Source organism: Desulfitobacterium dehalogenans ATCC 51507 (assembly GCF_000243155.2).
Taxonomy (GTDB): Bacteria; Bacillota; Desulfitobacteriia; order Desulfitobacteriales; family Desulfitobacteriaceae; genus Desulfitobacterium; species Desulfitobacterium dehalogenans.
The window spans coordinates 1405012-1420114 of sequence record NC_018017.1; the positions used below are offsets into that span (position 1 = coordinate 1405012).

General features: G+C 43.8%; 14 protein-coding genes. 12 read left to right on the forward strand and 2 right to left on the reverse strand.

Going from position 1 to position 15103, the window contains the following annotated elements; translation table 11 throughout:
* Positions 1-104: 104 nt before the first annotated feature.
* The 6 genes from DESDE_RS06835 to DESDE_RS06860 all read left to right on the forward strand — a co-directional run bounded on the left by DESDE_RS06835 (position 105) and on the right by DESDE_RS06860 (position 6015).
* A complete protein-coding gene (locus DESDE_RS06835; RefSeq protein ID WP_014793313.1) occupies positions 105-1181 on the forward strand; it encodes an FAD:protein FMN transferase in 1077 nt (358 codons plus the stop codon).
* A gap of 39 nt (positions 1182-1220) precedes the next feature.
* Positions 1221-1610 carry a NusG domain II-containing protein gene (locus DESDE_RS06840; protein WP_014793314.1) on the forward strand — a complete coding sequence of 130 codons (390 nt, stop codon included), beginning with the start codon at positions 1221-1223 and terminating at the stop codon, positions 1608-1610.
* Positions 1603-2238, forward strand: coding sequence for a Gx transporter family protein (locus DESDE_RS06845; RefSeq protein WP_014793315.1), 636 nt, complete (start codon positions 1603-1605; stop codon positions 2236-2238). Before DESDE_RS06840 ends, DESDE_RS06845 begins: the two co-directional genes overlap by 8 nt.
* 33 nt (positions 2239-2271) lie before the next feature.
* Positions 2272-3087 carry a CbiQ family ECF transporter T component gene (locus DESDE_RS06850; RefSeq protein WP_014793316.1) on the forward strand — a complete coding sequence of 272 codons (816 nt, stop codon included), beginning with the start codon at positions 2272-2274 and terminating at the stop codon, positions 3085-3087.
* Positions 3088-3518: 431 nt separating this feature from the next.
* Positions 3519-4766: a major membrane immunogen, membrane-anchored lipoprotein gene (locus DESDE_RS06855; protein ID WP_014793317.1), complete on the forward strand. Its 1248-nt coding sequence runs from the start codon at positions 3519-3521 to the stop codon at positions 4764-4766.
* Between the two features lie 226 nt (positions 4767-4992).
* Positions 4993-6015: an FAD:protein FMN transferase gene (locus DESDE_RS06860; RefSeq protein ID WP_242831400.1), complete on the forward strand. Its 1023-nt coding sequence runs from the start codon at positions 4993-4995 to the stop codon at positions 6013-6015.
* A 126-nt stretch (positions 6016-6141) separates the two neighbouring features.
* On the opposite strand, the gene DESDE_RS06865 is transcribed toward DESDE_RS06860, so the two are convergent.
* The gene (locus tag DESDE_RS06865) at positions 6142-7884 is read right to left on the reverse strand and encodes an FAD-dependent oxidoreductase (protein WP_014793319.1); all 1743 of its coding nucleotides are present in this window, start codon (positions 7882-7884) and stop codon (positions 6142-6144) included.
* An 18-nt stretch (positions 7885-7902) separates the two neighbouring features.
* Entirely contained in the window at positions 7903-8187 is a 285-nt protein-coding gene (locus DESDE_RS06870; RefSeq protein ID WP_014793320.1) for an ArsR/SmtB family transcription factor, read from the reverse strand.
* A 213-nt stretch (positions 8188-8400) separates the two neighbouring features.
* Here DESDE_RS06870 and DESDE_RS06875 point away from each other — a divergent pair, with 213 nt between their 5' ends.
* From DESDE_RS06875 to DESDE_RS06900, 6 genes are all read left to right on the forward strand, one after another.
* The gene (locus DESDE_RS06875; protein ID WP_014793321.1) at positions 8401-9084 is read left to right on the forward strand and encodes a Crp/Fnr family transcriptional regulator; all 684 of its coding nucleotides are present in this window, start codon (positions 8401-8403) and stop codon (positions 9082-9084) included.
* A 327-nt stretch (positions 9085-9411) separates the two neighbouring features.
* Entirely contained in the window at positions 9412-10470 is a 1059-nt protein-coding gene (locus tag DESDE_RS06880; RefSeq protein WP_014793322.1) for a rhodanese-like domain-containing protein, read from the forward strand.
* A 26-nt stretch (positions 10471-10496) separates the two neighbouring features.
* On the forward strand, positions 10497-12695 hold the full coding sequence (gene srrA / locus DESDE_RS06885; RefSeq protein ID WP_014793323.1) for a respiratory selenite reductase catalytic subunit SrrA: 2199 nt from the start codon (positions 10497-10499) through the stop codon (positions 12693-12695).
* Positions 12695-13243, forward strand: a complete 549-nt coding sequence (locus DESDE_RS06890; RefSeq protein ID WP_014793324.1) for a 4Fe-4S dicluster domain-containing protein — start codon at positions 12695-12697, stop codon at positions 13241-13243. Before srrA ends, DESDE_RS06890 begins: the two co-directional genes overlap by 1 nt.
* An 11-nt stretch (positions 13244-13254) precedes the next feature.
* Positions 13255-14403, forward strand: a complete 1149-nt coding sequence (gene nrfD, locus DESDE_RS06895) for an NrfD/PsrC family molybdoenzyme membrane anchor subunit (protein WP_014793325.1) — start codon at positions 13255-13257, stop codon at positions 14401-14403.
* Between the two features lie 20 nt (positions 14404-14423).
* Entirely contained in the window at positions 14424-15086 is a 663-nt protein-coding gene (locus tag DESDE_RS06900) for a TorD/DmsD family molecular chaperone (RefSeq protein WP_014793326.1), read from the forward strand.
* Positions 15087-15103 lie beyond the last annotated feature (17 nt).

The following is a 15103-nucleotide window of genomic DNA, read 5'->3' on the forward strand; positions in this document are numbered from 1 at the left end:
TATGGTATTATTTGTAGAGAATTACACTAAAACAGATTAAGGTAATTCTAGATTGGTCACTATAAGCAATAAAGAGGGTATAGATAAAAAAGGAGCTGGAGTTGTTGTTTGACCAAAAAAAACTAAGAAGTAGAAAACTATCGTTTATAGGCATTGTCCTGATAACACTTGGGTTATTAACTGCGTGCAATGGGAAACCTGTACAACAGGAAGAAGTTAAAAAGTTTGACAGCACGGATATCGCCATGGGTACGGTCATAAGTCAAAGGGTCTTTGGGGATAATGGACAGGCAGCAATCGACGAAGCTCTGGAGAAGATCAGGAGCCTGGAGAACCTTTTGACCTTCAATGCTCCAGGGGGAGATGTTAACAAACTCAATGAATATGCTGGAAAGCAAAGTGTAGAGCTCCAGCCGGAGACATTGCTTATTTTGAAAGAGTCCAAGACAATAGCCGAACTCAGCGGGGGAGCCTTTGATGTAACCGTTGGTCCTATAGTGAAAAGTTGGGGAATTGGTACGGATAATGCACGAATTCCATCTGAAGCGGAATTAAAAGAACAGTTGCCTCTCGTCAATTATAAGAATTTGATTATTGAGGGGAACACAGCTTACCTTAAACAAGCGGGCCAGATGGTGGATTTGGGTGGTATTGCCAAAGGGTATGCCGGAGACGCAGCTGTTGAAGTCTATAAAAAGCTTGGTATTACTTCCGCCTTCATCAATCTTGGCGGTAATGTGGTTACTGTGGGAAGTAAGCCTGATGGCAGCCTTTGGACTGTTGGGGTGCGTAACCCCCGTCCTGCTAATGAAGAAGACGATCAGATTGTGGGTATGATTACTGTAGCGGATAAAGCGGTTGTGACTGCCGGGGACGATCAGCGTTTTTTTGAAGTAGACGGTGTACGTTATCACCATATTCTTAATCCTCACACAGGCTATCCTGCCCAATCGGATTTGATGAGCGTCACCTTGGTGACGGATTCTTCTTTGGTGGCCGATGCCTTGGACACAGCTGTATATATTCTTGGCTTGGAAAAAGGTAGGGCGATGCTCGAAAAGTATGGTGGAGTGGAAGCTGTTTTTATCACCAGAGATAAAAAAATCTATATTACAGATGGACTTAAGGATAGTTTCCAATTCTATGATGAAAGCAAGGAATATGAGTTGGTCGAAGAATAAGGCCTATTAATTGCCGGGTATAGGGGACTGGAGATAAACATGAAAGCAGAAGGTAAAAGAAAAAAAGGTGATTTGATCATTATTCTGGTCGTTCTCTTAATCGGAGTTGGTGCGGCAATGCCTTGGCTCTGGAATCAGATTAATCCAGGAGCAAAAAGTGCAGGGCGGGAACATATTGCTGTCATTACCCGGGACGGTAAGGAAGTTGCCAGAATTAATCTAGATAGTGTAACTGAACCCCAGCATTTTCATTATGAAGATGGAATTGAATTAACGATAGTTGCTGAGAACGGAACGATTCGATTTTTAGAATCCCAATGTCCTGACCAAATCTGTGTAAGATCCGGAGTTTTGAGTAAGCCCGGTGATTTCGCGGCCTGTTTGCCTGCGGGAACCATAGTGACCATTGAGGGTGATGAATATGAATAGAAGTAAGCGCTTTGCGATAATTATCATCCTGGTCACCAATGCGATCATTATATCCTTTCTTGAATCCTTCATTCCCGTACCAATTCCTGTACCCGGTATTAAGCTGGGTTTGGGTAATATTATTACCATGATCGCCATTGTTTTTTTGGGATTTAAAGATGTCTTATTTATTGTGTTAGTCCGTTGTTTTGTAGTGGCTATACTGACCCGGGGCGTAATGATGCTTGCCTTTAGCTTGACGGGAGGTATATTAAGTGCACTGGTCATGTGGCTGCTGTACAGAAAACTCTCCAGATTTTTCAGTATTAAGGGAATAAGCATTGCTGGAGCTATCGTTCATAATACGACCCAGATTACCATTGCATCCTTCATTCTTGGTCAAGCGGTGGTTTTCTATTACTTGCCAATACTTCTTATATCCGCCGTGGTTACAGGCTTGGTCACCGGGAGTATAGGTGAACTGGCAATTAATGAAATAAATAAAAAAGAAATTTTCAAAAAAGATCCTGAGCCCCATGAAAGTGCGGAAGAGCAGGTTGCTTTAAAGCCTGGAGATGATCGGGAACTTATCCATACCGGAACGAATGACAATAAAGAAGTACAGGATTCCGGTGTAGAAGGGAATTAAGATGAAATACAGTAGAAGAGATTTGAGTGGCCTATGGCGAAGGATTTAACAGCAATACATTCTGACGAAGAAAATAAGGGGTTAAATAAAGCGGAATACTTTAGGATGGATGGACTTGTCAAGCTAATCCTAGCGATTCTGCTTATGGTTATGCCCTTTTGGTTCCGGTACCCTTTGAGCTTTGGACTTTTAAGCATTTATTTAATCCTGATCGCATGGGTTTTTAAGGTTGATTTGAGAACAATAGCGATCAGCGGGGCGTCCTTTGGAATTATTGTACTTATTCCTTATTTCTTCGGCTTGTTAATGAATGCTCTCTTCTTTTATTTTTCCCGGAATCCCATGTTTGCTTTCCAAGGGTTTGGCGCGGTTTTCCTAAGGCTTTTTAAGATTTTTGTTATTTGGTATATCAGTATCCTGTATTTCCACACCACGCCAATGAGAACCTTTATCGGAATGCTGGATAAATTTTTAATGCCTTTAAAAAGGCTGGGGCTGCCGGTTCAAGATTATTTGAAGGTTGTTATGTGTATCGTAGACCAGCTGAAAGATACAGGCTCTGAAGTTAAAAAGAGCTTGGGAGAAAAAATGCGTGCTGTAGTTGGGGAAGAGAGGCGTAAGCTCAGAATTAATGTGAAAGGGATTTCTCAGATTATCGTTAATCTTATCGTTGATTCCTTCGAAAAAATTGATAAAATTCAAGAATATGTTGATAAAGTGAGCCCCGAGGAGTTGTACCATTATCGGTTCAAATTCACTCTTAAGGACGGAGTAGCTCTTGTGAGTTTCGTCGTGTTTCTAGGGATCATTTGGATTATAGAGAATGGAATAATAAATGGGATACTATAGAAGTAGTAAGGCTGGAGTATAGCGGTCAAGAGTCCATAAGGGGGATTCTTGACCGCTATTTTGATTGTTTAATGGGAACTGAAGTTTTGATAATTAGGTTTCCGAAAATTAATTATCTATTAATTATTTAAATTGAAAGAATTCTAAATTTATGTATTGACAGAAAAACCTCTTTCTGATAAAGTCTATTTGAGAAAAGCTTGTTGTGACAAATATTGCGAATACATATATTGTCGAAACATGTATTGCAATTACATTTATTGAAGGTGCAAGTATATGTAAGTTTGTGTTTATCTTCTTTTTCTCTACAAGTGCTTTCTCAAATTACTTTATGAAGACTACGGAAAGGGGGACAGGAGAGGGGCTGTTCTGAAAGACTTAGTTTTCAACAAAAAGTGTATAAAGGTAGTTTCACAAGGAGGAGGAAGGAAATGAAAAAGATTAAATCTATAATGTCAGTTTTTGCCTTAGGTACTGTTCTCGTATTAAGTGGGTGCACAGGTGGCCAAACTACACCGGCTACCGCGGTTAAGGATCCGGCTCCTGCTCAAGATGGAAAATATAAAGATGGGAATTATTTTGCACAGCAAGATGCATTTGCCAAAGGTTGGAAGTATATGGTGACCATCGAAGTTAAAGACGGTAAAATCGCTTCCGCTGATTGGAATGGCGCCAATGAAAAAGGTGGACCGGATAAAGTTGCATTCTCTGCTTCTGGTCAATATGGTATGAAAAAAGGTGGTGCTCAGGCAGAATGGCATGAGCAAGCCGAAAAAGCAGAAGCCTATCTTGTTCAAACTCAAGACCCCACCAAGATCAACTATAAGGATGACGCAGGACATAGCGATGACATTGCCGGCGTATCCGTCAGTGTTAAGGATTTCTTCGAACTAGCTAAAAAAGCTTTGGATGCTGGTCCAGTAGACAAAGGTCCATATAAAGATGGTGCATACTATGCTGAAGCCCCTATGTATGGTAAAGATGGTTGGAAATATTCCGCTAGCCTTACTGTAGTCAATGGAAATATCGTAGCTGCTGATTGGAATGGCTTAAACGTTAAAGGCGGCAAAGATAAAGATACGTTATCTGCAGATGGCGAATATGGCATGAAAGAAAAAGGGAAAGCCCAAGCAGAATGGCACGAACAAGCACAAAAAGCAGAAGCTTACCTCCTGAAAACTCAAGATCCCACTAAGGTTAACTACAAGGATGATGCAGGTAAAACTGATGATATTGCCGGAGTATCCATCAAAGTTAAGGACTTCTTCGAGCTGGCTAAAGCTGCTTTAGACAAGGGACCGATTGCCCAGGGTTCCTATAAAGATGGTATCTACTACGCCGCTGACGAAAAATTTGAAAAGGGCTGGAAATACATGGCCAGCATCGTAGTTAAGAATGGAACTATCGTTGGTGTTGACTGGAACGGTATTCCTGAGGACGCTACCAAGCCAAATAAAGACGTTCAATCCACTAACGGTGATTACAAACTCGCCCCTGGAAACCAAGGTGAATGGGCTGTGCAAGCACAAAAAGCAGAAGCTCATCTCCTGAAAACTCAAGATCCGACTAAGATCACCTACAAAGATGATGCCGGTCATTCCGATGATATCGCTGGGGTATCCGTAACAGTAGGTGAGTTCTTCAAACTAGCTCAAAAAGCTCTTGAAGGTGCCAAATAATAGTTTTTAGGCAAAATAATACTAATACCATGAAGAAGCGGTTTCTACTGCTTCTTCATTTCTTTCTCCTATTAAAAAACATCAATTCATACTATAATATAGCTTGAGACAGGATTCTTACTCTCAAAGATGGAGGTTTTCTTATACTATGCGAGCTTTAAGACCGTCACCCTTCAAATCTAGGTTAATTATGATTTTAACTTGTTTATGCTTGAGCTTTTCTCTAGTGGGATGTTTGGCTACAGAGACCAAGGTGAAGGAGTTTGAACCTGTAGTCGAAACAACTTTTTTGATGGGGACAGTAGCAAAGATCACCATCTACGATGAGATTACAGATAAAGAGATCTTTCAGAAGATTTTTGATCGTCTCACAGATATTGAGCAAAGAATGACTATTAATGATGACTATCCAAACAGTGAGATTATCCAGTTGAATAAAGCTTCAGGTAAGGAGTTTGTGAAAATAAACGCCGATACATTTTACGTTTTAGAGAAGGCGAAATATTTCGCTGAACTTTCTCAAGGAAAATTCGATATTACTGTAGGCCCCATTGTAAAGCTTTGGAATATCGGCTCAGATAATGCTCGGGTCCCTGGTGAAGATGAAATAAACGAGAAGTTACCTTTGGTTGATTATCATGAGCTTATTCTCGATAAAGAAAGTTCGAGTGCTAAATTGAACCAAGAGGGTATGGTGGTGGATTTGGGGGCTATCGCCAAAGGGTATGCTGCGGATGAGGCGGCAAAAATCCTCAAAGAGGCTGGAATCAAGCACGCCATTGTTAACCTTGGGGGCAATATTGTGGCTATAAATACCAAACCCGACGGATCTCTTTGGCGGCTTGGCTTGCAGGATCCTTATGAAATCAGAGGAAAATCCATGGGTGTGGCTCTGCTCAATGACCAGACCATGGTCTCATCCGGGACCTATGAACGATACTTCGAAGAAGATGGCAAAGTCTATCATCACCTGATTGATCCGGACACAGGCTATCCCGGAGAAAATGGGCTGATCAGTGTTTCCATCATTACTAAGGAGTCTATTAATGCCGATGGTTTATCCACCGGTACCTTCCTTCTGGGCCTTGAGGAAGGTATGAAAATGATCGAAGAAATGCCCGATACGGAAGCAATATTCATCACCGCCGATAAAAAGGTGTATGTAACGTCAGGCATCAACGACTCGAACTTTGAAATTACAAACCCGGATTATCATCTGCAGACCAGCACTTTCTCAGAGGTTAAGTAGATGGTTGATCTCGTTTTGAGTTGGAATAGCATTGAATGACAAAAAGAGGGCATCTCAATCCTTTGAGAGCCCTCCTTTTATTTTAAACACCTTTTTTGTTTAAGCACCTTGGCATTTATGAATCCATTAATGCTTGATCATTTGAGTATCTGGGTCGATGGCTGCTTCATCATCACAGCAAGGGTAGGGGTTAAATTCTTTTTTGTAGTCATCTAAGGCTTTATTCGGATCAAAGCCTTGGATGGAGTAAGTGGTATAGCCACCGGTGAGATTTAAGACCCGATAGCCCTTTTGGGAAAGAATCCGGTCGGCGAAATAGCCTCTTAACCCGACTTGGCAATAGACAATAATTAATTTTTCAGGATCCAGCTCTTGGATACGCTGGCGAAGGTCATCCACGGGAATATTTATAGCTCCTTCCACATGACCCATAGCAAATTCAACTTTAGTCCGAACATCAACAAAAATATAGTCTTCGTCTATCTTTTTCAGGTCGTCCCAGACCATCATGTGAGCTTTACCGGATAAAACATTCTGAGCCACATACCCGGCCATATTGACAGGGTCTTTAGCTGAGGAGAAGGGCGGTGCATAGGCCAATTCCAGTTCGGTTAGATCCTCAATGGACCCCCCAAGGCGGATGACCGTGGCGATAACGTCAATGCGTTTATCTACCCCATCCCCGCCGATGCCCTGGGCGCCGAAAATCTTTCCATCGTTACCGAAGATGAGCTTTAGGGTCATAGGGTAAGCATTAGGGTAATAGGAAGCATGGGAAACAGGATGAATATGAATTACATGAAAAGGTAGATTGGCCCGTTGCAGCGTTCTCTCATTAGCACCGGTGCTGGCCGCGGTGAGATCAAAAATCTTGAGGATTGCAGTCCCCTGAGTGCCCTTGTAGGTTGAATTTAATCCGGCGATATTATCCGCTGCAATTCGTCCTTGCTTGTTAGCCGGACCGGCCAGAGGAATGGCCATTTTTGTCTTGGTTATATAGTCCAAGACCTCGACAGCATCCCCCACGGCATAGACATGGGGAATATTCGTTTCCATAGATTCGTTAACGATCAGATGGCCTTTGGGTCCCAGTTCTAAACCGCTTTCTTTTAGGAATCCTGTATCAGGAGTGACGCCAATCGCTAAGATGATAAAATCTCCCTGGAGCTTCGTATTACTGGCCAGGGTCACTTCAACTTGGTTATCCAGATCTTGAAAGGATTTTACGCCATCACTCAATATGAGGCGAATTCCGTGGTCCACGAGCTTTTTCTCCGCAAGGACCACCATATCCGTATCAAAGGGGGCGAGGATATGGGGGGCGGCTTCGACGAGAGTCACATTTAATCCCCGTTCCCTGAGGTTTTCAGCCATCTCAACTCCCACAAAACCACCGCCAATGACAATGGCGCTGTGAACGCCTTTTTGATCCACTATGCCTTTGATAGCATCCGTATCGGGAATATTGCGGAGAGTGAGGATTCTCTTGCTGTCTATGCCGGGAATATTGGGTCGCAAAGCCTTTGCGCCGGGGGAGAGAACGATGGAATCGTAACTTTCTTCATAGGTTCCTCTGGACTGGCTTTTGACGAGAACTTTCTTGTTATCTGTATCAAGCTTTATGACTTCACTGCGAATTCGAACATCAATATTGAAGCGGGCTTTCATATCTTCCGGGGTCTGAACCATTAATCGCTCCCGTTTATTAATAGCTCCTCCAATATAATAAGGTAATCCGCAATTGGCAAAAGAGATGTAGTCATCACGTTCAAAAAGGATGATTTCTGCTTCTTCATCCAAACGTCTTAGTCGAGCTGCTGCGGAGGCTCCGCCGGCCACTCCACCGACAATGAGTACTTTTTTCTTCATATTGGTCAATCCTTTCTTTTACACTTCTTGAAGAACATCGCTGACAAGTTGGGTAATTCTTTGATTTTTTATTTTGTAATAAATTTCTAATCCACTCCTGCGGTATTCCACGATACCGGCGGAACGCAATTTCTGCAAATGTTGTGATATTGTGGACTGAGGAGTATTGAGACAAGTATGCATGGAGGTTACATTGGACTCCCCCATTTCCAGCAACTTGCTTACAATACAAAGTCTTACCGGATGAGCCAAAACCTTGAGTAATTCAGCAACCTCGTTGTATTTTGCGTAACCATGATCCAAAGAGATTCCGCCTTTCTATCATGAAGAGCCTATTCTGCAATCTATATTACTATATTCAAATAATATGATATAATAATATAAGTCGTCAAGTGGCTATGATTTGTTTTGAAGAATTCTTTTCTTGTATTTCTTATGATTTATTCTAAAATTTAACAGGATATTCTTGCACAAGTGTCGAAGCATGCAGCAATAAGAGATCGAGGAGGATGATGAATGGAAGGTAAAACTAAAGGTATTGTCGAGGAATTAATCGAAACCTTCAGCTTTGCTCGAGAGTTATCCTATAAGCAGATTGAGACATTAGTGGACCATTCAAATATTCAAGAAGTTCCTGCCGGTACAGTGATTGCAGAAAAGGGATCCTATTGTCATGGCTTAGCACTACTTTTATCCGGTAAATTAAGGGTGGCCATGAGTTCAGAGGACGGACGGGAAGTGACAATCTATCATATTTTTAAAGGAAGGATTTGTCCTCTATCGGCAGCCTGTGTATTAGGGGATTTTAAGGGAAACACGGTCACAGTTACAGCAGAGACTGACGTTAAGGTGGTTTGGGTATCCCGCAGGTTTTTGGCGCAGTCGTTTGTAGAATCAGAACCCTTCTATCGGTTTGTAATCAATGATATTTCCAACCGACTTTTCGAGGCGACAGAGGTCGTGGATAGTATTGCCTTTGTCCCGGTAAGAAAGCGATTGGCACAACTCTTATTCTCCAGCAGTAGTGGTGGCAGGTCTCCTATCTACATGACTCATGAAGGCTTTGCTCGAGAGCTGGGTACAGCACGGGAAGTTATTAGTCGGGAACTAAAAGGGTTTGAACGGTTGGGTATTTTAACGTTATCGCGAGGACGTCTGGATATCAAGGATCCTAAGGAATTAGAAAAACTCACCCAATAGGGTTATAAAATTTAGATAAAAATCTCCTGAAATGTGAAGATAAACTTACTGTTCTTCACATTTTTTTATATTTTTTGAAGTGATTTGGAGGGGGTAAGAGCAACTGGCCAAATATTGACTTTTTTCGCAATTGTACTTTAGTCACAGATGAAGTTAAAAAGTTATGTTAGGATAAGAGTAAGTTGTGATAAAAGTTACATTATAGGCAGAATTAAGAACTTTACGAAGGTAAGTTTTATTAGCCGAGCAAGAATCCGGTATTGCCTAGCCTTTATACGTGAATACTATCACAATTACTAATTAGCATTGAAGAAGGAGGAGTAGCAAATGAAGCATCGGTTTCGATTTAAGACCCTGCTTGGGATGTCGCTTCTTGCATTTGCTTTGGCAGGGTGTTCCCACACAAGCCCGGCGGCTGTAATTGAACCGGGTAGTAGTGAAGCGCCTTTGGTGGAACAGTTTGAATCTGTCAGGCAAGTCGTGGAGGATTTTCTCTCAAGTGATAAAGTGGTCTCTATGACGCCCGAGGAGCTTTATCAAATTGTTCAGGAGCGTAATGATCATTACTACTTAGTGGATATAAGAGCCAATCAGGATTTCATCAATAGCAATATCCAAGGCTCAGTCAGCATTCCCTACGCTCAAACTTCTGACCCTGAAAGGCTAGAGGCTTTGCCCAAAGACAAAACCCTGGTGGTTATTGACTATAATGGCCATCAGGCAGCGCAAACAGCTGCCACTTGGAATCAGCTGGGATATCAGGCGGTACCGCTTCTCTATGGAGTACAAAGCTGGACACAGGAAGCATCATCCATCGGTTATGAAGCATTTCCCGGTCAACCCCTTAACAACACTCTAGTTACAGAAGTCAATCCAATAGTCCTTTCGGAGAATACATCTCCAGAAATTAAATACCCTGAGGGGAAAACCCAGGATTATATAGCTCAGACCACCAGAACGTATCTGGATCGGAATTATAAAGGAGTGATTACTGCGGAAGAACTTTATGGCGAGCTTCAACAGGGTTCTACAGACCACTACTTTTTAGTGGACATTCGAGACCTGAAGCATTATCAGCAGGGTCACATTGAAGGATCTGTCAATATTCCTCTCGATCAATTGGCCGACCCGGATAAGGTTAAGAGCTACTCGCCGGATAAGCGCATAGTCTTGATTGGCTATGACGGTATGGATGCCAGCCAGGGTTCCCGAAGCTTGGTCACCTTAGGCTATGATTGTGTGGCTCTGAAGTATGGAATGAGCTATTGGAGTGCCGAGGAGGAAGCTACAGGAGTGACTCCGGTGCACAACCTTGTTAAGGAATATTACCAATTAACTCCGTTGAACTATCTCCCACCGAGTACAGGTGCTGCAGGTTGCGGTTGACGGATTACGGACAAGGAGGAAAGGTTATGCGGCCAATATCACGTCGGTCCTTTTTAAAAATTGCTGCGGCCACTACAACAGCAGTTGCTCTGCCTCAAGCATTGAATATGAACTTCAAAGCCTTTGCTCAGGATGCCAAGACTGCAGAAGTCACACGGGTTCCATCACTTTGCAATGGATGCTCCAGTTACTGTGGAGTATGGGCTTATGTGAAGAACGGCAGACTGTGGAAGATCGAGGGTAATGAAATTCATATGAAATCCAGGGGACATCTCTGTGCGCGGGGGCATGGGATTGCTCAGAATGTGTATAACCCTGGACGGGTAACCCAACCCATGAAGCGTGTGGATGACAAAAACAATTTCCAACCTATGACCTGGGAGGAAGCCTTCCAGGAGGTCGGGGCTAAGATGAAAGCCATTGTGGAGGAGCATGGCGGCGATAAAATGGTCTGGGCTTGCCATGGGGGTAAGGAAACTTACGCTCAGCAATTTATGGATATTATCGGCTCTGCCACCTATATAACCCACTATGCCACCTGCTTTTCAGCTAAGACCAATATCTGGCAAAACATGGTGGGCGGTATGTTTAACCCGGATTTAGATCAAGCCAAAACCATGCTCTTTGTGGGAAGAAACTATGCCGGGGGAATTATTCCCGCTGCTATGAAACGGATAACGGAAGCCAAGGCCAAAGGAGCCAGGATCATCGTAGTGGATCCCCGTTTCTGTGAATTGGCGACCATCGCCGATGAATGGATTCCTATTCGGCCCGGAACAGACTTAGCCTTCTTTTTAGGAATCGCACACACTTTAATTACGGAAAACCTCTATGATAAGGATTTTGTGGAGCAATACGTTTACGGCTTTGACGAGTTCTGGATGCATAATAAGGATTTTAGCGCCGATAAGGCAGCCGCCATTTGTGGTATTGCTGCGGATAAGATTCGTGAAATCGCCAGGGAATTAGCCAAGAGTGCTCCCCAAGCCTTCCTGGATCCGGGCTATCACGGATTGGCCGCCCACTACCAAAATTCCAATGAGACCATGATGTTGAATATTATCATCAACGCTCTCCTCGGCAACTTCTGGAAAGCGGGTGGACTATTCCCAGCCGCCAGCACTACTTTCGGTCATCCTGAGGCCACCTATTACGGGCCTACTGCTGTAAAAGGGATCCGGGCAGACGGTGCCGGTGAAGCCAGAGAATATCCTTTAGTGGAACCTTCCCGTGGTATTCCCCAGAGGATCCCCGACATGATCGAAAAGGGAAGAGCTAAAATGGTATTCTTTTACTCCTACAATCCTTTGCGTTCAGCCCCTGAACCGGAATACCAAAAGAAAATTAAAAATGCGGATTTAGTAGTAAGCATTCCTTATGACTGGAATGAAACCTCTCTCTATACCGCCCATTATATTCTACCTGAGAACCACTATCTGGAGCGGACGGAGCACCCAAAGGTTATCAATGGTAATATCTATTGGCCGGCAGCCCAAGTGGCAACCCGCTTTAAAGCTTTGGAGAGCACCACCTCGAGTCTTGACCTGTTGGATATTATGAAAGGCTTGACTAAGGCTTACGGAATTGAAAATCTCTATGGCTATACCGTGGAGGAAGAATTGGAAGTAGCTTTAGGTCCCATAGGGATCAGTGTGGATGAACTTCGGGAAAAGGGATGTATAGAGCTTATGCCCTCAGTACTACCCAAAGACGAAGGCTTAACCTTCAGCACCTTTACCGGAAAAATAGAGTTCTCTATAGGAGCCTGGAGGAAGGAAGGGTATCTGGGTGTACCCACATGGGTGCCACCCCTGGTGGAGCCTAAGGAAACCAACGAGTTCCGCTTGATTCATGGCAAACAACCCTGGCATTCCCATATTATGACTACCAATAATCCGTATTTGATGGCTATCACAGAAGAGAAAAAGGGAACCACCATGTGGATGAACAGTTCCCGCGCAATTGAGCTAGGTATTCAGGAGGGGGACTGGGTTAAAGTCACCAGTGATATAGCCACTAAGCAGGTGCAGATTCATGTAACAGAAGGTCTCCATCCGGAATGTGTTTGGATTCCCTCGACTTATGGGACCTTTTCCGAAAAGTTAGAGCTTGGATTCGGTAAAGGCGTGAATTATAACGATTTTATTCCTGCCCGGATAGATAAGAAGACCGGTCATGTCATGGGACAGGAATGTATCGTGACTATTGCAAAGGGGGGGAAATGATGGCTGACTATGTGATGTTCATTGACCCCAACAGATGTACAGGCTGCAATGCGTGCCGAATCGCCTGCCAGACCCAGTGGGGTTTAGCACCGAGTATGAATTTTAACAGCCTTATCGAACAGGAGACAGGGAAATATCCTAAGGTTCAACGGTTTATTACTCCCGTCCAATGTCAGCATTGCGACGATGCTCCTTGCCAAACCGTTTGCCCAACGGGAGCGACATACAAGAGGGAAGATGGAATCGTTTTAATCGATGCCCAAAAGTGCATTGGCTGTAAATATTGTATGGTGGCCTGCCCCTACAATGCACGGGTCATTAATGAGCACGGAGTGCCGGAGAAATGCCGATTCTGTGCTGAGTATGTGGTCAATGGGGAAACACCGGCTTGCGTATCTACCTGTATGAATGATGTACGCGTTTTTGGTGACCTGGATGATCCCAATAGCCCCCTTCATGAACTTCTCAAGAACCAAGAAGTTGTTCAGCTCCGGGCTGATCTCCATACCAAGCCGAGAATCTACTATGCCAAGAGTAAACGGATTTAGGAGGTGAGCTCATGGAAAAAAGAAAGTATCAGCGAAGTATTTGGACCTATTTGTCCCTTCTTTTGTTGGCCTTTGCTGTAGCAGGAGCCATTAATAAGTACCTGATCAGCGGGGAACATGCCTTTGGAGTTACCCCGGACGTTCCTTGGGGGGCGTTAATTTCCGGCTATGTCTTCTTTGCAGTTGCCGCTACCGGGACAGGGCTTGTGGGTTCCTTAGGCCACGTCTTCCGCATCAAGAAATTCGAAGTTCTATCCAAGCGCGCTCTACTTGCCTCCATACTCTTGCTTCTTTCCGCTTTCATCGTGCTGGCAGTGGAGCTGTCCAATCCCTTTAAGATGGTTTACCTCTTGCTTTTGCCTAATTTGTCCAGTCCAATTCTTTGGATGGGGGTCTTTTATGGGTTCTATCTGGTTTTGCTTTTCGGTGAATTCTTTTTCACCATGAAAGACAATCACAAAGTCGCTACAGGTATTGCTTATGTGTCCTTTGTTGTTAAATTATCCGCTATCATAAATTTAGGCAGAGTTTTTGGATTCACGACCACCCGCAGCTTTTGGGATGGGTATTACTACCCGGCGTATATGGTCGTCTCAGCGGTGGTTTCCGGTGCTGCAGTGCTGTCGATTATTCTCTATCTATCCAATAAAAATTCGTACAATTCCTTTGCACAAGACTCTCAAGGAAAAGAGCTATCTAGAACCTTAAGTCAGATCTTAGCAGGTGCCCTGATGGTTTTTGCCCTCTTCCAGGCTGTAAAGGTAGGCACATCTCTAGGCAGTGAGAATATAACGGTGGCTCAGGCAGCTAAAGCCTTGATATCCGGTCCTATGGCCGTACCTTTCTGGTTGATGGAAGTACTTGCAGGAATTGTGGCTCCCTTACTGATTCTCTATCGATCCAAATTCTCATCCCCGGGGCTATCCTTCTGGGCCGGAATCCTGACCATGCTTGGTCTGCTCTTTTCCAGGCTGGACTTTGTCTACGCCGGTCAAGTGGTGCCCTTACAAATTACAGATGAAGCTACCAAGGCTATGCATGTATTCAATGCTTATTCGCCAACTTGGAGTGAATGGTCTCTGATTATTGGGGCTATAGGCTTAATTATCCTAGTGTTCGATTATGCCGAGAGCAAATTCTCTCTGGATTCTCATCATTAAGCGAGAATGAAGGTGTGACTATGAATAACACCTGTCCCTCCCCGCAGGCCTTGCAGGATCTGCTACGGCTTTTTGCAGAGTTCTTTGCGTTTCCCGATGAGGATTTCTGTGAAGCGGTCCGCGGGGGGAGTGTGGACCTACAGGTAAAAGAACTAAGTCAAAGGGCAGGAGTGCCCATTGAAAGTGAACTCGAGAAGGATGCTCTAAGCTACGAAGAGTGGGTAACCTCATATAATCGCTGCTTCTTGGGAGTTCAAAAGCCTTTTGCACCACCCATTGAGTCCATCTATAAACCATGGACCACAGATGAAAGTTTTCAAGTACCCTTTAAAAATCAAAAAGGGTACCTTATGGGGGATTCTGCACAGCATGTTCAACATATCCTTAAGTCCTTTGGGTTGGAAATCCCACAGGAATACACCATGATGCCGGACCACCTTGTCATCTTGTTGGAATTGTTAGCCTTTCTGGTGGGCAGCGGTTTTGAAAAAGAGGCCAAGCAGTTATGCCAGGACCATTTTGACTGGCTGCCGGATTTGCAAAAGGCCATTGAAGAACTTCCCGCCAATGGACGTATTTTCATCGCTGCTCTTAGAGAATTAGAGGACATTCTCCAGGCTTTCATGAGTCATGCTCGGAATCATAGACTTTTGAAAGAGACTATTGACTACTCAAACTTCTGAATTAAATTGACTCATTA